The 21816-nt window shown below is 67.7% G+C and carries 20 protein-coding genes; 13 read left to right on the forward strand and 7 right to left on the reverse strand.

All coding sequences use genetic code 11. From position 1 onward, the window contains the following. Window positions 1–54: 54 nt before the first annotated feature. The 4 genes from mutM to RT123_RS00090 are packed head-to-tail and all read left to right on the forward strand — an operon-like array spanning window position 55 to window position 3179. Window positions 55–918, forward strand: coding sequence for a bifunctional DNA-formamidopyrimidine glycosylase/DNA-(apurinic or apyrimidinic site) lyase (gene mutM / locus RT123_RS00075; protein WP_313006836.1), 864 nt, complete (start codon window positions 55–57; stop codon window positions 916–918). 18 nt (window positions 919–936) lie between these two features. Further along, window positions 937–1380, forward strand: a complete 444-nt coding sequence (locus RT123_RS00080) for a hypothetical protein (RefSeq protein ID WP_313006838.1) — start codon at window positions 937–939, stop codon at window positions 1378–1380. Window positions 1381–1439: 59 nt separating this feature from the next. Beyond that, entirely contained in the window at window positions 1440–2228 is a 789-nt protein-coding gene (locus RT123_RS00085) for an enoyl-CoA hydratase-related protein (RefSeq protein WP_313006839.1), read from the forward strand. Window positions 2229–2279: 51 nt separating this feature from the next. Continuing rightward, a complete protein-coding gene (locus tag RT123_RS00090; RefSeq protein ID WP_313006841.1) occupies window positions 2280–3179 on the forward strand; it encodes an alpha/beta hydrolase in 900 nt (299 codons plus the stop codon). 3 nt (window positions 3180–3182) lie between these two features. Here the strand turns inward: RT123_RS00090 and RT123_RS00095 are convergent, their stop codons facing one another. The 3 genes from RT123_RS00095 to RT123_RS00105 form a co-directional block, all read right to left on the reverse strand. Further along, entirely contained in the window at window positions 3183–5357 is a 2175-nt protein-coding gene (locus tag RT123_RS00095; RefSeq protein WP_313006843.1) for a thioredoxin family protein, read from the reverse strand. Between the two features lie 85 nt (window positions 5358–5442). After that, the gene (locus RT123_RS00100; protein ID WP_269220085.1) at window positions 5443–5883 is read right to left on the reverse strand and encodes an OmpA family protein; all 441 of its coding nucleotides are present in this window, start codon (window positions 5881–5883) and stop codon (window positions 5443–5445) included. 119 nt (window positions 5884–6002) lie between these two features. Continuing rightward, window positions 6003–6353, reverse strand: a complete 351-nt coding sequence (locus RT123_RS00105; protein WP_055754593.1) for a glycine zipper domain-containing protein — start codon at window positions 6351–6353, stop codon at window positions 6003–6005. Between the two features lie 142 nt (window positions 6354–6495). On the opposite strand from RT123_RS00105, the gene RT123_RS00110 reads away from it, so the two are divergent. Further along, window positions 6496–7431: a diacylglycerol kinase family protein gene (locus tag RT123_RS00110; protein WP_313006848.1), complete on the forward strand. Its 936-nt coding sequence runs from the start codon at window positions 6496–6498 to the stop codon at window positions 7429–7431. Next, window positions 7431–8282, forward strand: a complete 852-nt coding sequence (locus tag RT123_RS00115; RefSeq protein WP_112862864.1) for a metallophosphoesterase family protein — start codon at window positions 7431–7433, stop codon at window positions 8280–8282. Before RT123_RS00110 ends, RT123_RS00115 begins: the two co-directional genes overlap by 1 nt. Before the next feature lie 171 nt (window positions 8283–8453). Here the strand turns inward: RT123_RS00115 and RT123_RS00120 are convergent, their stop codons facing one another. Then, window positions 8454–9899, reverse strand: a complete 1446-nt coding sequence (locus tag RT123_RS00120) for an AMP nucleosidase (RefSeq protein ID WP_313006850.1) — start codon at window positions 9897–9899, stop codon at window positions 8454–8456. 128 nt (window positions 9900–10027) lie between these two features. On the opposite strand from RT123_RS00120, the gene RT123_RS00125 reads away from it, so the two are divergent. Continuing rightward, window positions 10028–11278 carry a multidrug effflux MFS transporter gene (locus tag RT123_RS00125; RefSeq protein WP_313006852.1) on the forward strand — a complete coding sequence of 417 codons (1251 nt, stop codon included), beginning with the start codon at window positions 10028–10030 and terminating at the stop codon, window positions 11276–11278. A 62-nt stretch (window positions 11279–11340) separates the two neighbouring features. Further along, window positions 11341–13293: a M1 family metallopeptidase gene (locus RT123_RS00130; RefSeq protein ID WP_313006854.1), complete on the forward strand. Its 1953-nt coding sequence runs from the start codon at window positions 11341–11343 to the stop codon at window positions 13291–13293. 2 nt (window positions 13294–13295) lie between these two features. Here the strand turns inward: RT123_RS00130 and RT123_RS00135 are convergent, their stop codons facing one another. Beyond that, the gene (locus tag RT123_RS00135; RefSeq protein ID WP_313006856.1) at window positions 13296–13727 is read right to left on the reverse strand and encodes a DUF488 domain-containing protein; all 432 of its coding nucleotides are present in this window, start codon (window positions 13725–13727) and stop codon (window positions 13296–13298) included. A 115-nt stretch (window positions 13728–13842) separates the two neighbouring features. On the opposite strand from RT123_RS00135, the gene RT123_RS00140 reads away from it, so the two are divergent. Together RT123_RS00140 and recQ are read left to right on the forward strand one after the other, a co-directional pair. Further along, window positions 13843–14820, forward strand: a complete 978-nt coding sequence (locus RT123_RS00140) for a complex I NDUFA9 subunit family protein (RefSeq protein ID WP_313006857.1) — start codon at window positions 13843–13845, stop codon at window positions 14818–14820. An 84-nt stretch (window positions 14821–14904) separates the two neighbouring features. Beyond that, complete coding sequence (gene recQ, locus RT123_RS00145; RefSeq protein WP_313006859.1) at window positions 14905–16782, forward strand: DNA helicase RecQ; 1878 nt, start codon at window positions 14905–14907, stop codon at window positions 16780–16782. Between the two features lie 6 nt (window positions 16783–16788). Here recQ and RT123_RS00150 read toward each other — a convergent pair whose 3' ends face one another. Beyond that, entirely contained in the window at window positions 16789–17265 is a 477-nt protein-coding gene (locus RT123_RS00150; protein WP_313006861.1) for a hypothetical protein, read from the reverse strand. Window positions 17266–17364: 99 nt separating this feature from the next. Here RT123_RS00150 and pgi point away from each other — a divergent pair, with 99 nt between their 5' ends. Further along, complete coding sequence (pgi, locus tag RT123_RS00155; RefSeq protein ID WP_313006863.1) at window positions 17365–18984, forward strand: glucose-6-phosphate isomerase; 1620 nt, start codon at window positions 17365–17367, stop codon at window positions 18982–18984. 59 nt (window positions 18985–19043) lie between these two features. Here pgi and RT123_RS00160 read toward each other — a convergent pair whose 3' ends face one another. Further along, the gene (locus tag RT123_RS00160; protein WP_165114280.1) at window positions 19044–19466 is read right to left on the reverse strand and encodes a hypothetical protein; all 423 of its coding nucleotides are present in this window, start codon (window positions 19464–19466) and stop codon (window positions 19044–19046) included. A gap of 298 nt (window positions 19467–19764) precedes the next feature. Between RT123_RS00160 and groES the strand changes: the two genes are divergently transcribed. Beyond that, on the forward strand, window positions 19765–20052 hold the full coding sequence (gene groES / locus RT123_RS00165; RefSeq protein ID WP_055808823.1) for a co-chaperone GroES: 288 nt from the start codon (window positions 19765–19767) through the stop codon (window positions 20050–20052). Between the two features lie 53 nt (window positions 20053–20105). After that, complete coding sequence (gene groL / locus RT123_RS00170) at window positions 20106–21752, forward strand: chaperonin GroEL (protein WP_313006865.1); 1647 nt, start codon at window positions 20106–20108, stop codon at window positions 21750–21752. Window positions 21753–21816 lie beyond the last annotated feature (64 nt).

A 21816-nucleotide genomic window follows, 5' to 3' on the forward strand; every position in this document is an offset into this window, starting at 1 on the left:
ATGCGGGCGCCCCCGCCGCTTGGCCCCGCGAGCCGGACGGGCTAGGACCGGGCCATGCCCGAACTTCCCGAGGTCGAAACCGTCCGACGCGGCCTGACGCCGGTGCTGGAGGGCGCGCGGCTGTCGCGGGTCCGGATCAACCGGCCCGACCTGCGATTTCCCTTCCCCGAGCGCTTTGTCGAGCGGCTGGAGGGAGCGACGGTGCTGCGGATCGACCGGCGGGCCAAATATCTGCTGATGCCGCTGTCGACCGGCGAGACCTGGATCACCCACCTGGGCATGACCGGCCGCTTCACCCTGGACGGAACCCTGCTGGGCGAGTTCGAGGAGGCCGCGCCCATCGCCGGCAAGCACGAACATTTCAGCGGCTGCGCCATCCGCGATGGGGCGGCGACCCGCATCGGATACGCCGACGCGCGCCGGTTCGGCTTCATGGGCCTGATATCCAGCGACCAGATCGAGACCCATCCCTGGTTCGCCGGTCTGGGGCCCGAGCCTCTGGGCAACGGCTTTTCCGGCGCCCATCTGGTCGAGGCCTTCGCCGGCAAGAAGCAGAACATCAAGGTCAGTCTGCTGGACCAGCGGATCGTCGCCGGCCTGGGCAACATCTATGTGTGCGAGGCCCTGTACCGCGCCCGCATCTCGCCCCTGGTCGCGGCCGGATCGGTGTCGAAGGCGCGGCTGGAGCGTCTGGCGACCGAGGTCCGCAACGTCCTGAACGACGCCATCGCGGCGGGCGGCTCGACCCTGCGCGACTTCGCCAACGCTGAGGGCGGCCAGGGCTATTTCCAGCACCGCTTCGACGTCTACGGCCGCGAGGGCGAGCCTTGCCGTGGTGATAAATGCACCAGCGTGGTCGCCCGCATCGTCCAGGGCGGCCGTTCCACCTTCTACTGCCCCTCCTGCCAGAAGCGATAAGCCTTCGAGGTCCGACCCATGCGCAAAATCCACCTGTGGATCAGTCTGATCGTCGGCGTCCTGGTCTGGGGCGCCTATTTCGTCCACTTCGTCCAAAGCTTGCGCACCGGCGATCTGGGCGACCTGATCTGGTGGTTCGTCGCCGCCCTGGTCGTCGCCGCCGTCGCCGAGGCCGCCGCCACCGGCCTGATCGCTGGTTTGTTGCGCCGCCGCGCCCGCGTGCTGGACGAGGGGCCGACGCTTCAGGCGGCGCTGAAGGCGGGTCATGTCGCCCTGATGCTGCTGGTCGGCCTGGTCCTGATCTCGGCGCTGATGCTTGCCCTGTCGTCCGTCTTCGGCTGGACGCTGGACCTGTCGGGCGCGCGGGGCCAGGTGATCGCCGCCAATCTGCTGCTGGGCATGGTGGTCGTGGTCGAACTGTTCCGCGCCGCCCTGACCCTGGCCCTGATGCCCCGACGGTAGCGCCTGCGCTAGCGGGGCCCGCCTCGCGCCTGTATGACCGCCGTCAAAGGAGACCGACCATGGCCGACGCCTATTCCAACCTGCTGATCGAACGCCACGCCGACGGCTATGCGGTGGTGACCCTGAACCGGCCCGAGGCGCTGAACGCCCTGAACGCGGCCCTGTTCAAGGATCTGGCCGACTTCCTCGACAGCGTCGAACAGGACGACAGCGTGCGCTGCCTGATCCTGACCGGCTCGGGCGAAAAGGCCTTCGCCGCCGGCGCCGACATCAAGGAGATGGCGGACCAGACCTATGCCCAGATGTACACGGGCAACTATTTCGCCCTCGGCCACGACCGCATCACCCGGTTCAGAAAGCCGATCATCGCCGCGGTCAACGGCTTCGCCCTGGGCGGCGGCTGCGAACTGGCCATGCTGTGCGACTTCATCGTCGCCTCTGACAAGGCGAAGTTCGGCCAGCCCGAGATCAACCTGGGCGTCGCGCCGGGCATCGGCGGTTCCCAGCGCCTGACCCGTCTGGTGGGCAAGTCCAAGGCCATGGACATGGTCCTGACCGCCCGGATGATGGATGCGGCGGAAGCGGAACGCGCTGGTCTGGCCTCGCGCGTCTTCCCGCACGAAACCTTGCTGGACGAAACGCGCAAGATCGCCGCCAAGATCGCCTCGCAAAGCCCCCTGGCGATCATGGCCAACAAGGAGATGGTCAACGCCGCGCTGGAGACAACCCTGACCCAAGGCGTCCAGTTCGAACGCCGCCTGTTCCACTCCCTGTTCGCCTTCGAGGACCAGAAGGAGGGCATGTCCGCCTTCGTCGAAAAGCGCAAACCCGAGTTCAAGGGGCGATAGGTCGCAGGCGCGGGTCAACCGATCGCCGTGATCGGGCGTTAGGGGCGAATGATGATCCGCCTCCTCGCCTCGCTCCTTGCGACCCTGTTCGTTCTCGCCCCTGTCGCCGTCCAGGCCCAAGCTCAGACCCAAGCTCAGGCTCCGGCCTTCAGCTCCAGCCGCATCATCGTCGAGACGCGCGGGCGGGGGCCGGACATCATCTTCATCCCCGGCCTGGGCTCGACGGGCTCGGCCTGGCGATCGACGGCGGATCGGCTGGATGACCGCTACCGGGTGCATCTCGTCACCCTGCGTGGCTTTGGCGAGACCCAGATCGGCGACAATGTCAGCGGCGGTCTGGCCGGCCCCGCCGCCAGCGAGATCGAACGCTACATCCGCGAGCAGCGCATCGATCATCCCGCGGTGATCGGCCATTCGCTGGGCGGCCAGATCGCCCTGCGCGTCGCCGCCGATATGGGCGACCGGATCGGGCGCGTCATGGTGGTCGATTCCTCCCCCTTCTTCCCGTCCCTGATCGACGCGCGCACCACATCGGATCAGGTCGAGCCCCTGGCCCGGCTGGGCTATCAGGCCCTGCTCCTGTTCGGCGATCAGGCGCTGAAGTCCCAGGTCGCGGCCTTTGGCGTGGACATGGGTCTGGCCGGCGACATGGTGTTTGAAGGGCTGGGGCTTCAGGGCGGCGACCGGCGCGTCCTGGCCCAAGGTCTGTATGAGGCCCTGACCGTCGATCTGCGCCCCCGCCTTTCTGAGATCACCGCCCCGGTCACCGTCGTCTATGGCTGGACCCGCGATCCCGACGCTCCCCGCAACCGGCTGGAGGGTCTGTATCGCTACGGGTTCGAAGGGCTGGCGCGCCCGGTGCGGTTCGAGCGGATCGAAGGCGCCGAGCACCAGGTGATGATGCAGCAGCCGCAGCGGTTTCTGGCGGCGGTGCAGCGGTTCCTGAGCTGACGCTCAATCCTTCAGCGCATCCACGACCACGCCCTCGGTCAGGAGCTGCGGCAGGATTTCCGGCTCGGTCCGACCCGGTCGATACAGCAGATACAGCGGCACGCCCGATCGCCCGTGCGCTTGAAGCTCCCGCGTGATGGCGTCGTCGCGCCGGGTCCAGTCGCCGACCAGATAGGCCGCGTTTGCATCCCGCATCGCCTTGGCGACACGGGGCGAAGACAGGGCGGCGCGCTCGTTGATCTTGCAGGTCACGCACCAGTCGGCGGTCAGATTGACCAGCACGGGTCGCCCCGACGCGGTCGCTGCACTCACTGCCGCCGCCGACCAGGGCTGGGCCGCCAGCGGGCCGGTGTCGCCTTGCGGCGCGGCGTCCGCATCCCGCGCTGCGCCGGCCGCAACGCCTGCCAGGCCCAGCGCCAGAACGCCGACGACGATCGCGCAGATCGTGGTCAGGATCGGCCGTTCATCACGCTGGCGCGCCGCTTGCGCCAGACCCGTCAGCCAGGCCGCCAGGGCCAGCAGCAGCGCCGCCGTCAGCAGCAGGCCCAAGGCGTCGACGCCGCCCTGTCGCGTGAACACCCACAGCAGCCACAGCGCCGCCCCATACATGGGAAAGGCCAGCAGACCCTTCAGCCGCTCCATCCAGACGCCCGGTCGCGGCAGGCGCGACAGCAGGCCGGGCGACAGGCTGATCGCCAGATAGGGCAGGGCCAGGCCCAGCCCCAGAATCAGAAACACGGCCAGCGCCATCGGCCAGGGCAGGACCAGTGCCGCGCCGAGCGCTGCGGCCATGAAGGGCGCGGTGCAGGGCGCTGCGACGACCACGGCCAGAACTCCGGTGAAGAAGGCGCCTGCCGCACCGGGCAGGCGCGACAGGGGGCCGGACCCCGCGTTCTGCAATCCGGCGCCCACATGGAAGACGCCCGACAGGTTCAGCCCGACCAGCAGCATGACCAGGGCCAGGGCCGCGACCACGCCCGGCGACTGAAGCTGGAAGCCCCAGCCGATCGCCTGACCCGCCGCCCTGAGCGCCAGCAGGGCGCCGGCCAGAACCAAGAAGCTGACCAGCACCCCGGCGGTGAAGGCCAGGCCGTCGCGCCGGGCCCGCGCCGGATCATGCGCCGCCGCCGACAGCGACGCAGCCTTCATCGCCAGAACCGGGAAGACGCACGGCATCAGGTTCAGCACCAGCCCGCCCAGCAGCGCCAGGCCCAGCGCTTGAAGAAAGACCAAAGCGCCGGTCTTCGCCGGCGTGGCCGTGGTCTCGTCCAACGGCTTCAGCGCCGCGCCGCCTTGGGCGCCCGCCAGAGGCGCGCCCGGCTCCGCCGTGATCTCCCACGCGCCCTTGTCGGTCGCCACGACCCCGCTCAGCGCCGTCTGCGTGGCATCCTTGCCGGCCGTCAGCGTCAGTGTCAGGCCGTTCGGACCCCGCTGGCCCGACTGGGCCGCCGCATGGTCGATCCGCCCGCCGTCGAAAGGATAGAAATAGACTTGGCCGATGTCGGCGCCCGCCTCGTCACCAGATAGCGGCCCGCCGATCGCGGTCAGGATCAGCTGGCCGCCCTGACGCGTGACGCGCGCCTCGATCCCGGCCGGGCGCGGCGCGGTTTCGACCAGCTGTTCGATCTCCTCACCCCACGGCTTGGCCAGGGGCGCTGCGCCCTCGCGCACCGGCAGGGCCAGCGACAGGGTCATCGGCTCGGGCACGCACATCTGGTCGCTGCACACCAGGAACAGCACATCCGTCGTCAGGGTCAGCACTTCGCCAGGCTGCGCCGTCGGCGGCACATGGATCGGCACGGGCAAGAGCACCGCGCCCGAATAGCCATAGTTCATCAGGCTCATCAGCCGCTGGCGGCTGGGCAGGGGCCACAGGATCGGATCGGCGGTCACCCCGGCGGGCAGGGTCCAGATCAGGCTGGTCGCACCGCCGCTGTCGCCCGGATTGCGCCAATAGGTGTGCCAGCCGGGCGCGATCTTCTGGCGCACCGCCACCACGATCGTCGAACCGGGCGCGACCCATTGCGACATCGGGACCAGTTCGGCCTCGATCCGCTCGGTCCGCTGCGGTCCGAAGGCGACGACGCCCGTGGGCTGGCTCTGCACCGGCTGGGCGACGGTCGCCGAAACGCCCGTCAAACTGAACAGCAGGCCGAGGAGAAGAGCGAAGAGGCGCAAACGCGTGTTCCGGCAGGCGAGGGGAGCGCCGCAACCTAATGCGTCACGCGTCCCCGCGCCATCGCTGCGCCCGCCCCCGCGTCGATCAGCGCGGATAGGCCTCGTAGATCACTTCCGCACGGCGCCGCAGCGGTTCGTCATTGCCGGCTGCGGTCGTGGCGCCCGCATCGCCTGCGGCGTTCAGCTCGAAGATCGGCGCGGGCATGCCCGCCTGGGTCAGCGCCTCGACCACCGTCCGCGCGCGCCGCTGCGACAGGTTCAGATTGGCTTCGGGCGTTCCCGTGGCGTCGGCCAAGCCCACCACGCGCACCTTGCGCACGTCGCAATCCTTGGCCTTGCTCGCCGCCGCCTTCAGCACCATCGCCGCCGGCTCGGTCAGTCGCGCCTGATTCTCCAGGAAGTAGATATCGAAACGCCCCGGCGCGCACAGCGATTCGCCCACCACCAGCGCCTCGCGCTTGGGCATCGGCGCGCACGCCGCCAGCACACCCACGGCCGCCACAGCCAGACCCATCAATCGCTTCATCTCAGCCCTCCTCCGGCTCGGCCGGCCCATTACGCAAAAGAGGCGGCCCGTCGTCCGACAGGCCGCCTCTTTAACCTAGCGCCGGTCGCGGACCTTCGCGACCGGCATTTGATCACTGATCAATAACGGCGCTGACCGTTGTCCCAGTAGCACTCGTCCTGACGATTATCGTAGCAGTAGTAGTAGCGGCCTTGATTGTCGCGGTAGCGCTGCTGGTTGTTGCGGTCCTGGTTGGAGCCGCGGATAGCGCCGGCCGTGCCGCCCAGGGCGCCGCCGATCAGGGCGCCGGTCGCAGCGTTGCCGCCGCCGACGTTGTTGCCGATGATGGCGCCGGCGACGGCGCCCAGGCCGGCGCCGATGGCGCCTTGGCGGACGGTTTCGTTCGAGCCGTTGTTATAGCCATATGGGTCGCTGGCGCAGGCCGAAGCCAGCAGGCCGGCGCCGGCAATCGCGATAATCGCCTTTTTCATGATGAATTCCTTTGTCCCTGGGTGTTGGCCCCTGTGGGCAGCAAACGTGTCCTCGCGGCATAGGTTCCGCATCGGCAGACTGCATCCGCAACTATGGTGACGCTTGGGCGGAACGACGGCGCCTGCGGGGCGTTCGGCCGCCATGACCGATGTCGCCCAACCCCCCTCCGATGCAGACGACAAAACTGCGTTGACGCCCCATGCCCAGATCCGGCACGCCGTGATGCTGGTCAATCCGCTGTCCGGAAGCGTGGGGCCACGCGCCGCCGGCGAGGCCGAAGCCCTGTTGGGGCAGTATGACCTCAAGGCCGAGGTCGTGTCGTTTGAAGGGGGCAACTTCGACCAGATCATCGCCGACGCCTTCGCCGCCAAGCCGGACGTGATCTTCGTGCTGGCCGGGGACGGCACGGCGCGCTCGGTGGCGTCGAAGGCCAAGCCGGATGGCCCGATGATCGCGCCCCTGCCGGGCGGCACGATGAACATGCTGCCCAAGGCGCTGTATGGCACCGCCGACTGGAAGCTCGCGCTGAAGCGCGCGCTGGAGGAGGGCGAGCCCCAGGCCGTTTCGGGCGGCGAGGTCCAGGGCGAATATTTCTATTGCGCCGCCATTCTGGGATCGCCGGCGCTTTGGGCCCCGGCGCGCGAGGCGATGCGGACCGGCAAGATCAAGCTGGCCTGGCAATATGGCCGTCGCGCGCTGAAGCGCGCCTTTTCGGGGCGCCTGCGCTTCGCCCTGGACGGCGGAGAAAAACGCCGCACCGAGGCGCTGGTGCTGATCAGCCCGATGATCTCCAAGGCGATGGAGGATCCCATCGGACTGGAAGCGGCCGCTATGGACCCCAGCGATGCGACCCAGGCCTTCCGCCTGGCCGCGACCGCCCTGTTCAGCGATTGGCGACACGATCCGGCCGTCTCGACCCGCCCGGCCAAGCGCATCGAGGTGCGCGCGCGCTCCAAGATCCCGGCGGTCATCGACGGCGAGCCGCTGCTGCTGAAGCCGGAGGCCGTCATCCGCTTCGTGCCCAAGGCCTTCAAGGCGCTGGCGCCCAAGCCGCCGTCAGCCGAGGACAGTATCTGATGGGCCGCGTTCTTCAGTTTTCCGACGTTCATTTCGGCTGCGAGCACAAACGCGCCTGCGCCGCCGCTCTGGAATACGCCCACGCGACGCCCAACGATCTGGTGCTGATCACCGGCGACATCACGCAAAAGGGTTTCCCCGACGAGTTCAAGGCGGCGGGCGAATGGATGCGGGCCATGCCCGAGCCGCGCTTCGTCATCGTGGGCAATCATGACGTGCCCTATTGGGACGCCGTCGCGCGGGTGTTCCATCCTTGGCGCGCCTTCGAGACCGAGACCGGCTTTCCCGCCCACGACGGCCAGTTCCGCAGCGACACGGTCATGGTGCGCGGCGTCGTCACCGCGCGCGGCTGGCAGGCGCGGCCCAACTGGTCGAAGGGGGTCATCGACCTGGACCAGACGCGGCGCGCGGCCGAGGCCCTGCGTCAGGCGCCGATCGGCGCCCTGCGGATTCTGGCCTGCCACCATCCGCTGATCGAGATGGTCGGCACGCCGATGACTGGCGACGTCAAGCGCGGCGACGAGGCGGCCCTTATCTTCGCCGAGGCGGGGGTCGATCTGATCATGACGGGCCATGTCCATGTGCCGTTCGCCATGCCGATCCCGCTGGCGGACCGCTGCTCCTACGCCGTCGGATGCGGGACGCTGTCGCACCGCGAGCGCGGCGCGCCGCCCGGCTTCAATCAGATCGACTGGGACGCCAAGACCATCACCGTGACGGCCCTCGCCTGGGATGGAACCAGCTATCGTTCGCACCAGGTGTGGCGACTGCCGCGCCGTCAGGACACCCGCAAGGCGACCACCGCGCCCAGTCCGGTCGAGCCCGGTGCGCTGGAGAAGGCGGCGGTCTGACGATACGCAAATCCGTCTCCTACCTGCGAAACGGGGAGGTGGCGCGGCGCGTCTTCGCGCCGTGACGGAGGGGTTCTTCATCGCATGACCGGCGCGGGTGGAGCTTTAAGAACCCTCCACCCCGCTTCGCGCGGTCCCCCTCCCCACGCTGTGGGGAGGAGATGGCCGGGCTCACCGGAAAGGCGGCTCGTCGAAGGCGCGCAGTTTGCGCGAGTGCAGCTTGGAGCCTTCGCTGCGCATCAGGTCGACCGCCTGAATGCCGATCTGCAGGTGTTCGGAGATCGAGCCTTCGTAGAAGCGGTTGGCTTGACCCGGCAGTTTGATCTCGCCGTGCAGCGGCTTGTCCGACACGCAAAGCAGCGTCCCGTAGGGCACGCGGAAGCGATAGCCCTGGGCCGCGATGGTGGCGCTTTCCATGTCGATGGCGACGGCTCTGGACTGGTTGAAGCGCAGGGCCGACTTGGAATAGCGCAGCTCCCAGTTCCGGTCGTCGGTGGTGACAACGGTGCCGGTGCGCAGGCGAAGTTTGACCTCGTCGCCCGGCATGCCGCTGACCGACTTGGTGGCGTCATAGAGCGCGCGCTGGACCTCGGCGATCGACGGGATCGGAATGTCGGGCGGCAGCACCGCGTCCAGCACGTGATCGTCGCGCAGATAAGCGTGGGCCAGGACATAGTCGCCGATGGTCTGGCTGGCGCGCAGGCCCCCGCAGTGACCGATCATCAGCCAGACATGCGGACGGGTGACCGCCAGGTGATCCGTGATCGTCTTGGCGTTGGACGGGCCGACGCCGATGTTGACCAGGGTCACGCCCTTATGGCCCGGCGCGGTCAGGTGATAGGCTGGCATCTGGTGCTTCTTCCAGGCCGTGTCGCTGATCGCCGCCTCGGGGTTGGGCGTGTCGCGCGTGATCACCACGCCGCCGGCGCAGGACAGGGTCTCATACGGCGAGCCGGGCGTCCGAAGTTGCTCGATGGCCCAGCGCACGAACTCATCGACGTAGCGATTGTAGTTGGTGAACAGGACATAGGACTGAACGTCGTCCACCGGCGTGCCGGTGTAGTGTTTCAGCCGCGCCAGCGAGAAGTCGGTCCGCAGGCCGTCGAAGTGCGACAGGGGGAAGTCGCCGCCCATTTCGAACAGGCCGTCGGCGATCTCGTCGCCGATATGGGCCAGGTCCGTAGTGGGGAACCAGCGCGCCAGGGCGGCCGTCATCGACCGGTCCAGCGCGACCTCCAGCCCGTCGGTCACATAGGGGAAGGGGATCTCTTGGCGGGACAGGCCTACCTCGAAGGTCGCATTATACTCCTGCTCCAGCAGGCCCAGCTGTTCGGTCAGATAGGGGCGGAAAAGGTCCGGCCGCGTGATCGTGGTCGAATAGCTGCCCTGTCTGGACAGCCGGGCGTAGGCGCGGGGCTCCAGGTCCTGGGGGCGATCCCCGTCCCAGCGGATGCGAAGTTCGGGATAGGCGAACACCCCTTCGGCGCGTTTGACCGGATCGGGCCGCGCGCCGGTATTGACGAAATCCCGCACGGCGTCGCGCAGGTTGGTCACGGATTGGGTGTAGAGGGTTTCGAGGCGGTCCAGCGCCGCCTGTGCTGTCATCTGTTCTGTCATGACTTCCTCTAGCGAAGCTTCGCGGCTTTGGCGAGGCGCCGGCCGTTCAAACCCGATTTCGCTGCATTGCAGCAATTTATGACGGGCGTGCGGTTGCGGATCGGGGCGTGACGGCGCATCTGGCCCGGATGTCTTCTTCCCTTGCGTCAGCGCCCGCCAAGAAGGAACTCGGCTTCGTCGAGTTCGTCTGCCTCATCGCCCTGATGATGGCGCTGAATGCGCTGGCGATCGATTCCATGCTGCCGGCCCTACCGCACATCGGCGCCGACCTGAACGTGGCGACCGACAACGACCGACAATGGGTGGTGACGGCCTATCTGCTGGGCTTCGGCGGGGCGCAGCTGTTCTACGGCCCGTTGGCGGATCGGTTCGGGCGAAAGCCCGTCCTGCTGTTCGGCGTCGGCGTCTATGTGATGTTCAGTCTGCTGGCGACCCTGGCCCCGACCTTCGAAACGCTGATCATGGCCCGCGTCGGTCAAGGTCTGGGCAGCGCCTGCACCCGCGTCCTTGCCGTCTCCATCGTGCGCGACCGTTACGAAGGGCGCACCATGGCGCGGGTCATGTCGTTCAGCTTCCTGGTCTTCCTGGGCGTGCCGATCCTGGCGCCGTCGCTGGGGCAACTGATCATGTTGGTCGGGCCGTGGCGCTGGATCTTCGCCGGGCTGGGCCTGATCGGCGTCGGCCTGATCGTCTGGGCGTCGTTGCGTCTGCCCGAAACGCTGAAGCCCGAAGATCGTCTGCCGATCCAGGTCAAGCGGCTGACCGCAGCCTACAAGATCGCCCTGACCGACCGCACGGCCGTCGGCTACACCCTGGCCATGACGGCGATCACCGGGGCCCTGTTCGGCTTCATCAACTCGTCGCAGCAGATCTTCGCCGACGTCTTTCACGCCGAGGCGGCGTTTCCGGCGGTATTCGCGCTGATCGCGGGCGGCATTGCCGTGGCCTCGATCGTCAATGCGCGTCTGGTGGTGAAGCTGGGTTCGCGCAAGATTTCGCACACCGCCCTGATCGGCTTCACCAGCATCGCCGCCATCCATGCGGTGGTGGCGATCAGCGGTCATGAATCGATCTGGACCTTTGCGGTACTGCAGACACTGACCATGTTCTGTTTCGGCCTGATCGCGGGCAATTTCGGATCGATGGCGATGGAGACGATGGGCAAGATCGCGGGCACGGCGGCCTCGATCCAGGGCTTCATCTCCACCATCGTCGGCTCGCTGCTGGGCTTTGCGGTGGGCCAGCAGTTCAACGGCACGACCATTCCGATGTCTGTCGGTTTCACCGTCTTTGGTTTGATCGCCCTCGGCTGGGTGCTGTTCGCCGAGCGGGGAAGGCTGTTCCGGGCCCATCACGCGCCGGTCGCCGCCAAGGCTTGATCTTTTTCGCGTTTCCGCGCGTTCTCCGGGCCAATCTTTAAGATCAGCCCAGGAAAACCTCGATGACGCTGAAAGCGCTCGGTCTCGTCTCCGCCCTCGCCCTGGCCGCCGCCATGGGTCTGAGCGCCTGCTCCACCACGACGGGAGGGTCGGCCATGACCCCGCCCGCCATCGCCCCGGCGCCCGGTCCCGAAGCGGTGGACGTCCACACCCATGCCCGGCCCGAGATCGCCCGCGTCGTCGATGTGGCTCTGGACCTGACCGCCGACTTCAACGCCAAGACCCTGGCGGGCACGGCGACCCTGGACATCCTGGCGATCCCGGGCGCCAACGAGATCGTGCTGGATATCCGCGACCTGGAGATTCAGGACGTGCGCGACGCGGCGGGTCAGCCGCTGCGCTATGTCGTCGGCGACAATGACGCCGTTCTGGGCCAGCCGCTGACGGTCTATTTCCCGGCCTTCGCCGCCAATGAGCGACGCAAGATCACCATCCGCTATTCCACCCGCCCGAATGCGGCGGCGCTGCAATGGCTGAACCCCAGCCAGACGGCCGGCGGACAGAAGCCCTATCTGTTCAGCCAGGGCCAGGCCATCCTGACCCGCACCTGGGTGCCGACCCAGGACAGCCCCGGCATCCGCCAGACCTATTCGGCCCGCATCACCGCGCCCGAAGACCTGACGGTGGTCATGAGCGCCAATCATCTGACGCCGAACGGCGAGCGGGCCGCAAACGGGATGAAGACCTGGCGCTTCCGGATGGACAATCCGATCCCGCCCTATCTGATCGCGCTGGGCGTCGGCGACATTGCCTTTGCACCGTTCGACGGCCGCACCGGGGTCTGGACCGAGCCCAGCCGCCTGCGCGCCGCCCAGTGGGAGCTGGAGCCGACCGCCCAGATGGTGACGGCGGCCGAGAAGCTGTACGGCCCCTATCGCTGGGGCCGCTACGACCTTCTGGTCCTGCCGCCCTCCTTCCCGTTCGGCGGGATGGAGAATCCGAAGCTGACCTTCGCCACCCCGACCATCATCGCCGGCGATCGCTCGCTGGTGTCGCTGGTCGCGCACGAACTGGCGCACTCTTGGTCGGGCAATCTGGTCACCAATGCGACTTGGAACGACTTCTGGCTGAACGAGGGCTTCACCGTCTATTTCGAGAACCGGATCATGGAGTCGGTCTATGGTCATGACCGCGCCATGCAGGAGCAGGTGCTGGGCTGGGACAGCCTTCAGGACACGCTGAAGTCCCTGCCTGCGGCGGACACCCGCTTGCATCTGGACCTGAAGGGCCGCGACCCCGACGACGGCATGAACGACATCGCCTATGAGAAGGGCGCCCTGTTCCTGCGGACCATCGAACGCACCGTCGGGCGGGATCGGTTCGACGCCTGGCTGCGCGGCTATTTCGATCGCAACGCCTATCGCCCGATGACGACCGCCATGTTCCTGCAGGACATCCGCGACAATCTGATCAAGGGCGACGCAGCGCTGGAAAGCCAGTTGCAGATGGACGCCTGGGTCTATCAGCCCGGCCTGCCGTCCAACGCCGTCGCGCCGGTGTCCCACGCCTTCGAGCCGGTGGATGCGGCCGCCGTCGCCTTCTTCAAGGACAAGGGGCCGGCCTCGGCCATTCCGTGGGCGGACTGGAACACCCAGCAGCGGCAGCGCTTCCTGGGCTGGCGTCCCGAGGGTCTGCGGACAGGCGCCGACTGGCTGACGGACGCGCAGCTGGCCGATCTGGAGCGCACGCTGAACCTGGCGAACGAAGGCAACGCCGAACTGACCTTCGCCTGGCTGCAGATCGCCCTGGCCCATCGGTATCAGCCGTCGGTCGCCACGGCCGAGAAGTTCCTGACCAGCCAGGGCCGTCGCAAGTTCGTCCTGCCGCTGTTCCAGACCCTGTGGAACGAGGGCGAATGGGGCCGGGGCAATGCGCGACGCATCTACGCCGAGGCGCGGCCGCTCTACCACCCGGTCACCAGCGGTTCGGTCGATCAGCTGGTCCGACGGCCGTAAGGCTAGAGGTCCACGACCGCCACGCCGGTTTCTTCCGACAGTCGTTCCGCCAGGACGGCTCGGTGGCAGCCTGCGTGGTCGGCCTCGAAGCACAGCAGGGCGACGGGTTTGTCGGCCGCCAGCGCCTTCAGCCGCTCATACTCGATCTGCGCCTGGGGTTCGGCCAGGTGATCGGCGAAGATGGCGCGCATCTCGTCGATACGGCCCTTGCGCGCCGCGTCACGTCCGGCCTTGGGCGTACCCAGCCCGCGCAGGTGGACATAGTCGATCCCTTCGGCCTTCAGGCTCTCGCCCAGGATCGTCTTGGAAAAGCCGGCGCGGCGGGACGCGGCGACCGCGCGGACATCGATCAGGGTTTGCACGCCGGCCGTCTTCAGCCGCGCGATGACGTCGGCCTGGGTCGCGCCCTCGTAACCAATGGTGAAAAGCTTCATCCGCCTCAGATGGGCGGCCGCGCGTCGAACGCCAGCGTGACCGTGAAGGCCCGCGTTGCGGTGCGGCGCCCTATCGTCTATCCCGCCGAAACGGATTTCGACTGGAGCTTTCCCCATGGCTGACCTCGCCCCCGGCGTCGTGACCCTCTTTGGAGGTTCGGGCTTTATCGGGTCGCAGGCGGTGCGCGCCTTGGCGCGTCGCGGCTGGCGCATTCGCGTGGCCGTGCGCAACCCGGTCCTGGCGATCGAAATCCAGCCGCTGGGCGATCCCGGACAGATCCAGTTCATGCGCTGCGACATCACCAACCCGGCGGATGTGGCGCAGGCCGTGCGCGGCGCGGACGCCGTCGTCAATCTGGTCGGCGTGCTGCATGACGCAGGCGGCAAGCGCGGCTTCGACGCCGTCCATACCGAGGCGGCCAGAACCATCGCCGAGGCCGCCAAGGCGGCGGGCGTTGAGCGCCTGGTGCAAATCTCGGCCATCGGCGCCGACGCCGCCAGCCCTTCGGCTTATGGTCGCACCAAGGCCCAGGCCGAGGCGGCCGTGCGCGCCGTCTATCCGGATGCGGTGATCCTGCGTCCGTCGCTGGTGTTCGGCGCGGGCGACAGCTTCCTGAACCGCTTCGCCGCCATGGCGACGATGGCGCCGGCCCTGCCTTTGATCGGCGGCGGCGAGACCCGGTTCCAGCCGGTCTATGTCGGCGATGTCGCCGAGGCCATCGCGCGCGGCGTGACCCGCGCGGACGCCGCCGGCCGCACCTATGAACTGGGCGGGCCGAGCCTCTATACCTTCCGCGAGGTGCTGGAGCTGGTGCGTCGTGAGACGGGCCGCGACCGGATGCTGGTTTCGGTGCCCTTCATCGTCGCCAAGCCCCTGGGTTCGCTGCTGCAACTGAGCCGGTTCGTCGGCCTGACCCCGCCGCTGACGCGCGATCAGGTGCTGATGCTGGAGAAGGACAATGTGGTCGCCGCCGATGCGCTTGGCCTCAGCGATCTGGGCATCGACCATCCGGCCGGCATGGCGGCTATCGCCCCGTCCTATCTGTGGCGCTACCGCGTCGGCGGCCAGTTCGCCGAAGCGCCCGCCCACTAAACCCTCCCCCTATGACGCCGCCGCCGGTCGCCTTCGCGGCCGGCGGCGTCTTCTGTTTGGGAACAAAGAGTGCACAGCTTAAGGATGCCGGCCACGCGCCCCCAGTTTTCCTCGACCGATACGCCTGACCTGAACGACGCGCGGGCGTTGTTGGCGCGCGTCTGGGGGCACTCCGACTTCCGGGGGCTGCAGGGGCAGGTGGTCGAGCAGATCCTGTCGGGCGGCGATGTGCTGGCGGTCCTGCCGACCGGCGGCGGCAAAAGCGTCTGCTATCAGATCCCGGCCATCCTGCGCCCCGGACTGGGGTTGGTGGTGTCGCCGCTGATCGCCCTGATGACCGATCAGGTGGAGGCGTTGAAGCAGCAGGGCGTCGCGGCGGCGCGGCTGGATTCCGGGGTGTCGCTGGACGAGCGCTCGGCCATCTGGGCGGCGGCGCGGTCGGGGGAGCTGGACCTGCTCTATGTCTCGCCGGAAGGCCTGGCGGGGGGGGCCATGATGGACCGGCTGGCGGAACTGCCGCTGAGCCTGATCGCCATCGACGAGGCCCACTGTGTGTCCCAGTGGGGTCACGACTTCCGCCCCGACTATCGCAACCTGGGTCTGCTGGCCGAGCGGTTCCCCGACGTGCCCCGCATCGCGGTGACGGCGACCGCCGACGCCCGCACGCGCGACGACATTCTGCGCTCGCTTCGACTGGAAGAGGCGACGGTCTTCGTCGATAGTTTCGCGCGTCCGAACCTGCAACTGTCGGCCGAGCGCAAGGAGAGCGCGTCTCGGGCCAAGACCGATGCGCGGGTCATCGAACTGGTGCGCGAACGGCGGGGCAAGTCGGGCGTGGTCTATTGCGGCAGCCGCGACGGCTGCGACCGCGTGGCCCAGGCGCTGCGCGACGCCGGGACCAACGCCATCGCCTATCACGCCGGCATGGATACGAAGGAGCGCGACCGCCGGCTGGAACGCTTCCTGGCCGAAGAGGGCGCCGTGATGGTCGCCACCATCGCCTTCGGCATGGGCGTCGACAAGGCCGATGTGCGCTTCGTCATCCACGCCGATCCGCCGGGCAGCCTGGAGGCCTATTGGCAGGAGATCGGCCGCGGCGGTCGCGACGGCGAGCCGGCTGAGGGCATCACTCTGTATGGGCCGTCCGACATCGCTTGGTCCTTGCGTCGTCTCGACAGCCGCCCGATGGCCGAAGAGGTCAAATCGGTCCAGGTGCGAAAGACCCGCCAGCTGTTCGCCATGCTGGACGGCGCCGTCTGTCGGGCCCAGGCCGTGCGGCGATATTTCGGCGAGCATGACGCCCAGCCTTGCGGCGTCTGCGACATCTGCGGCGACCCGCCCCAGCTTTATGACGCGACCGTCCCGGCTCAGAAGGCGTTGGCGGCGGTGCAGCGCTTGGGCGGCCGGTTCGGGAGGGGTCGCGTCGTCGATCACCTGACCGCCCGCACCAAGGACGTGCAGCCGTGGGAGCAGCAACTGTCCACCTGGGGCATCGGGCGCGAGATTTCGCTGAACAGCTGGCGCGAGATCGTCGATCATCTGCTATTCGAAGGTCTGCTGGTCGAGGATCCCAACGACGGCAAGCCGTTGGTCGGGCTGGGCGATTCCGAGGCGGTGCGGGCCGTCTATCGCGGCGAGCGCCAGATCGAGGTGCGTCGCGCGCCGCTGAAGGCCGATACCGCCCCGCGCCGTCGTGACCGCTCTGGCGAAGGGCGCAATGCGGCGCTGGAGACGATGGACGCGGATGTCCGCGCCCGGTTCGAGGCCTTGCGCGCCTGGCGCCGCGACCGCGCCTCGGAACAGCACGTCCCGCCCTATGTCATCTTCCAGGACCGGACGCTGCTGGAGATCGCCCACGCCGAGCCGGGCGACCTGAGCAGTCTGGGCGCCATTTCCGGCGTCGGTCAGTCGAAGCTGGATCGCTACGGCAAGGGCGTGCTGGAGGCGCTGGCCGCTCTCTAGAAGGCGTCAGACTTCCGGCTTAGGCGGGGCGGTGATGACTTCGACGTTGTCGTTCAGCAGATAGGACAGTTCCGACAGGGCTGTGGCGCGTTCGGCCGGATTGGCGGCGGCCTGAACGGCCTGAACCTTCTTGGGCATGTCCTCTGAAATGCCGCGCAGGATGCATTTCAGGTCGCCGTCGGTGCCGCGTTCCTTCAGAATCAGGTGGCCCTGCATGTCCAGAGCGGCCAACTGCTCGGCCTGGGCCTTGAAGCCGGTGAAGGCCTGGCTGGTGAAGAAGGCGGCGTCGTCGGCGGCCTTGGCGGCGGCCCAGCCGTCGACCACGGCCTTCAGGCTGGCCGAGCGCGAGATGATGTCGGCGAACAGCGGCTCGCCCGCCACCGAGATCGGCGCGTCGGGCGCGGCGGCCGGCTGTTCGGCGGCCAGGGCCACCGAGGGATTGGACATCGCCAGGGCGATCGTGAGAGCAAGGCCGCAGGACATGGAGGTGACTTCCTGTTTCAGCGTCCGCTGGGACGTTGAACCTGAATACGCCCCAGCCGTAAACGAGTGTTTACCCTGTCATTCCCGATGGAGACGACGATGACCCGCGACGCCGCCTGGACCGCCTTCGACCAAGCCGCCGCCGAGGCCGCCTCCGCGCGGATCGTGGACCAGTTCGCCGCCGATCCCGACCGGCTGGCGCGGATGTCGGTCGAGGCGGCGGGGCTCTATCTGGACCTGTCGAAACAGAGCTGGACCAAGGCCGCCTTCGACGCCTGTCTGGACCTGGCGCGCGCCAGCGACGTCGAAGGGCGTCGCGCGGCCCTGTTCGCCGGCGAGGCCGTCAATCTGACCGAGGGCCGGGCGGTCCTGCACCCGGCTCTTCGCGCCGCGCCGGGCGCTGACTTCAAGGCCCTGGGCGAGCCGGTCTCGGCCGAGGTGGACGCCGTGCGGGCGGACATGAAGGCCTATGCCGATGCCGTGCGGTCGGGCGCCGAGGCGGGCGCAAAGGGCAAGACGTTCGAGGCGATCGTTCATGTCGGCATCGGCGGGTCGGACCTGGGGCCGCGCGTGGTCTGGGACGCGCTGCGCCCGCTGGACCCGGCCATCGACCTGCGCTTCGTCGCCAACATTGATCCGCGCGACATGGCCGAGGCGCTGACCGGCCTGGATCCCGAGACCACACTGGTGGTGGTCGTGTCCAAGACCTTCACGACGCAGGAAACCCTGGCCAACGCCGAGGCGGCTAAGGCCTGGCTGGCGGCGTCGCTGCCGGCCGAGGGGATGACGAAACACTTCATCGGGGTGACGGCGGCGCCGGAGAAGGCGGCGGCCTTCGGCTGCGGTCGCACCTTCGCCTTCCGGGACTGGGTCGGCGGGCGGTATTCGCTGTGGTCGGCGGTTAGCCTGTCGTGCGGCATCGCCCTGGGCTGGGATGTGTTCGAACGGATGCTGGCGGGCGCGGCGGAGATGGACGCGCACTTCGTGTCGGCCCCGCTGGAGCGAAACGCCCCGATCCTGCTGGCTTTGGCCCAGGTGTTCAACGTCGATGGCCTGAACCGGCCGGCGCGGACGGTGGCGCCCTACGCCCACGCCCTGCGTCGCCTGCCGTCTTTCCTGCAGCAGCTGGAGATGGAGTCGAACGGCAAGCGGGTGCATCGCGACGGCACGCCGGTGACGCGCCAGACCTGCCCTGTCGTCTTCGGCGAGCCGGGCACCAATGGTCAGCACGCCTTCTTCCAGCAGATCCACCAGGGACCGCAGACCGTCCCGGCCGAGTTTGTGATCGTGGCCAAGACTCATGCGGACGCGCCGGAGGCGCCCCCAGAAGCGCCTTTGTGGTCCAACGCCTTGGCCCAGGGCCAAGCCCTGATGCTGGGCAAGACGACCGAGGCGGCCAAGGCCGAAGGGTTGGCGCAAGGGTTGTCGGAGGAGGAGGCGACACGCCTGGCGTCCCACCGCACCTTTACCGGCAACCGTCCGTCGACATCTATCGTCATGGATCGTCTGACGCCCAGGACCCTGGGCGCGCTATTGGCCCTGTATGAGCACAAGACCTTCGTCGAGGGCGTGATCTGGGACATCAACAGTTTCGACCAATGGGGCGTCGAACTGGGCAAGGTCCTGGCCAAGGCGATCCTGAAGGACGTGGACGCGGGCGGCCCCTCGGCGGACCTGGATCCGTCCACGGCGGCCCTGATGCGCCGCGTGATGGGCTGACGCGAAAAGGGCCCGTCCTTGCCGGACGGGCCCTTCCAGTCATCTAGACTGTCAAACGCTTACCAGCGGCGGTCGTAGCGGTAGTCGCGATCATTGCGATAGTCGCGGCGGTCATAGCGCGAGTCGTAACGGCGGCCGTCGTAGCGGTAGTCGTAGCCCGAGCGGCTGCGGTCGATGCCGTGCTCGCGCTCCCAATGGCCTTGGTTACGGTAGCACTGGCCGCCGCGGTAGTATTCGCAGCCCGAGCCGCGGTTGGAGGCCACTGCGCCCAGCGCCGCGCCGGCCAGGGCGCCGCCCGCGATGTAGCTGCCATCGCCGTTGCCATAGATGGCGCCGGCCAGACCGCCCACCGCAGCGCCGATCAGTGCGTTGCGACCGGTGTTGTCGCGATCGCGCGATTGGGCGGAAGCCGGAGCGGCCATCAGGCTCAGGGCCACGACGGGGGCGGCGGCGACCGCAGTGATCTTCAGCAGCTTGGACATTTTGGTCTCCTTGTTTGCTTGCCGATCTGCGTTTCCGGGGCGGGAAGGCATCCAGCGTTGAGGCCTTTCTATCGCTCCCAGTTTGAACGACCCCGGAGGCCGGCATTCATTTTCGGTTCATTTGTCACAGAGAATTCGCGCGGCGATCCATCGCCGCCGCTTGACGATGACCCCCCATCTGCCTAACTCCCGCTCGCGTTAGCACTCTCGCTGGTCGGCTGCCAAAACGGCGATCGCGAGAGCGCCGCACACCGTTTCAAAAACGCCCCGATCCGGGGGTTTTACAGGGAGAAGTCCGATGGCGTTCCGTCCGCTCGGCGACCGCGTGCTGGTCAAGCGCGTTGAAGAAGAATCCAAGACCAAGGGTGGGATCATCATCCCCGACACCGCCAAGGAAAAGCCGCAGGAAGGCGAAGTCGTCTCCGTCGGCCCTGGCGCCCGCGACGACACCGGCAAGGTCAATGCTCTGGAGCTGAAGGCCGGCGACCGCATCCTGTTCGGCAAATGGTCCGGCACGGAAGTGAAGATCGACGGCGAAGACCTGATCATCATGAAGGAATCCGACGTCCTGGGCGTGCTGTCCTAAGCACCCGACGTCCGACGTTCTTCAATCAACCCATATAGATAGGAGCTGCCCGCATGGCCGCTAAAATCGTACACTTCAACACCGACGCGCGCGACAAGATGCTGCGCGGCGTCAACGTGCTCGCCAACGCCGTCAAGGTGACGCTGGGGCCTAAGGGCCGCAACGTCGTGATCCAGAAGTCGTTCGGCGCTCCGCGCTCGACCAAGGACGGCGTGTCGGTCGCCAAAGAGATCGAGCTGGAAGACGCCTTCGAGAACATGGGCGCCCAGATGATCCGCGAAGTCGCTTCGAAAACGAACGACAAGGCGGGTGACGGCACCACCACCGCAACCGTTCTGGCTCAAGCCATCGTGCAAGAGGGCCTGAAGGCCGTCGCCGCCGGCATGAACCCGATGGATCTGAAGCGCGGCATCGACAAGGCCGTCGGCCTGGTGCTGGAAGAGATCAAGTCGAACTCCAAGCCCGTTTCGAACAACTCGGAAATCGCCCAGGTCGGCACCATCTCGGCCAACGGCGACTCGGAAATCGGTGAGCTGATCGCTCAGGCGATGGCCAAGGTCGGCAACGAAGGCGTCATCACCGTCGAGGAAGCCAAGACCGCCGACACCACCGTTGACGTCGTCGAAGGCATGCAGTTCGACTGCGGCTACCTGTCGCCCTACTTCATCACCAACGCCGACAAGATGGAGGCCCAACTCGAAGAGCCGCTCATCCTGCTGTTCGAGAAGAAGCTGACCTCGCTGCAAGCCATGCTGCCGATCCTGGAAGCCGTGGTGCAGTCGGGCCGTCCGCTGCTGATCATCGCCGAGGACATCGAAGGCGAAGCCCTGGCGACCCTGGTCGTCAACAAGCTGCGTGGCGGCCTGCGCGTCGCCGCCGTCAAGGCTCCGGGCTTCGGCGATCGCCGCAAGGCCATGCTGGAAGACATCGCCATCCTGACGGGCGGCCAGGTCATCTCGGAAGACCTGGGCATCAAGCTTGAGAGCGTCACCATCGACATGCTCGGCAAGGCCAAAAAGGTCACCATCACCAAGGACGACACCACCATCGTCGAAGGCGTCGGCGGCAAGGACGAGATCGAAGCCCGCGTGGCCCAGATCAAGCGCCAGATCGAAGACACCACCTCCGACTACGACAAGGAAAAACTGCAGGAACGTCTGGCCAAGCTGGCCGGCGGCGTCGCGGTTCTCCGCGTCGGCGGTTCGACCGAAGTCGAAGTGAAGGAAAAGAAGGACCGCGTCGACGACGCCCTGAACGCCACGCGCGCCGCGGCTGACGAAGGCATCGTTCCGGGCGGCGGCATTGCTCTGCTGAAGGCCTCCAAGATCCTGGCCGACGTCAAGGGCGACAACGCCGACCAGAACGCCGGCATCGCGATCATCCGTCGCGCCCTGCAGGCTCCGATCCGTCAGATCGCCGAAAACTCCGGCGTCGAAGGCTCGATCGTGGTCGGCAAGGTGCTGGAAAACGGCGACGCTTCGTTCGGCTTCAACGCCCAGACCGAAGAGTACGGCGACCTGGTGCAGATGGGCGTCATCGACCCGGCCAAGGTCGTCCGCACGGCCCTGCAAGACGCCGCTTCGGTGGCCGGCATCCTGATCACGACGGAAGCCGCCGTCGCCGACGCGCCCAAGAAGTCGGGCGGCGCCTCGGCCCCCGACATGGGCGGCATGGGCGGCATGGGCGGCATGGACTTCTAAGTCCAAGCTGACCGACGCTGAAATGCAGAAGGGCGGGGCCGCAAGGTCCCGCCCTTTTTGTTTG

This window comes from Brevundimonas vesicularis, from assembly GCF_032067225.1.
GTDB lineage: Bacteria > Pseudomonadota > Alphaproteobacteria > Caulobacterales > Caulobacteraceae > Brevundimonas > Brevundimonas vesicularis_F.

Excerpts from the sequence above, each read along its gene's own strand:
- RT123_RS00140 (WP_313006857.1), top strand. The coding sequence starts at position 13,843 with ATGGCTGACCTCGCCCCCGGCGTCGTGACCCTCTTTGGAGGTTCGGGC.
- RT123_RS00090 (WP_313006841.1), top strand. The coding sequence starts at position 2,280 with ATGATCCGCCTCCTCGCCTCGCTCCTTGCGACCCTGTTCGTTCTCGCC.
- RT123_RS00150 (WP_313006861.1), bottom strand. The coding sequence starts at position 17,265 with ATGTCCTGCGGCCTTGCTCTCACGATCGCCCTGGCGATGTCCAATCCC.
- RT123_RS00100 (WP_269220085.1), bottom strand. The coding sequence starts at position 5,883 with ATGAAGCGATTGATGGGTCTGGCTGTGGCGGCCGTGGGTGTGCTGGCG.
- mutM (WP_313006836.1), top strand. The coding sequence starts at position 55 with ATGCCCGAACTTCCCGAGGTCGAAACCGTCCGACGCGGCCTGACGCCG.
- RT123_RS00085 (WP_313006839.1), top strand. The coding sequence starts at position 1,440 with ATGGCCGACGCCTATTCCAACCTGCTGATCGAACGCCACGCCGACGGC.
- RT123_RS00125 (WP_313006852.1), top strand. The coding sequence starts at position 10,028 with ATGTCTTCTTCCCTTGCGTCAGCGCCCGCCAAGAAGGAACTCGGCTTC.
- groL (WP_313006865.1), top strand. The coding sequence starts at position 20,106 with ATGGCCGCTAAAATCGTACACTTCAACACCGACGCGCGCGACAAGATG.
- RT123_RS00135 (WP_313006856.1), bottom strand. The coding sequence starts at position 13,727 with ATGAAGCTTTTCACCATTGGTTACGAGGGCGCGACCCAGGCCGACGTC.
- RT123_RS00120 (WP_313006850.1), bottom strand. The coding sequence starts at position 9,899 with ATGACAGAACAGATGACAGCACAGGCGGCGCTGGACCGCCTCGAAACC.
- recQ (WP_313006859.1), top strand. The coding sequence starts at position 14,905 with ATGCCGGCCACGCGCCCCCAGTTTTCCTCGACCGATACGCCTGACCTG.
- RT123_RS00080 (WP_313006838.1), top strand. The coding sequence starts at position 937 with ATGCGCAAAATCCACCTGTGGATCAGTCTGATCGTCGGCGTCCTGGTC.
- groES (WP_055808823.1), top strand. The coding sequence starts at position 19,765 with ATGGCGTTCCGTCCGCTCGGCGACCGCGTGCTGGTCAAGCGCGTTGAA.
- RT123_RS00105 (WP_055754593.1), bottom strand. The coding sequence starts at position 6,353 with ATGAAAAAGGCGATTATCGCGATTGCCGGCGCCGGCCTGCTGGCTTCG.
- pgi (WP_313006863.1), top strand. The coding sequence starts at position 17,365 with ATGACCCGCGACGCCGCCTGGACCGCCTTCGACCAAGCCGCCGCCGAG.
- RT123_RS00130 (WP_313006854.1), top strand. The coding sequence starts at position 11,341 with ATGACGCTGAAAGCGCTCGGTCTCGTCTCCGCCCTCGCCCTGGCCGCC.
- RT123_RS00110 (WP_313006848.1), top strand. The coding sequence starts at position 6,496 with ATGACCGATGTCGCCCAACCCCCCTCCGATGCAGACGACAAAACTGCG.
- RT123_RS00160 (WP_165114280.1), bottom strand. The coding sequence starts at position 19,466 with ATGTCCAAGCTGCTGAAGATCACTGCGGTCGCCGCCGCCCCCGTCGTG.
- RT123_RS00115 (WP_112862864.1), top strand. The coding sequence starts at position 7,431 with ATGGGCCGCGTTCTTCAGTTTTCCGACGTTCATTTCGGCTGCGAGCAC.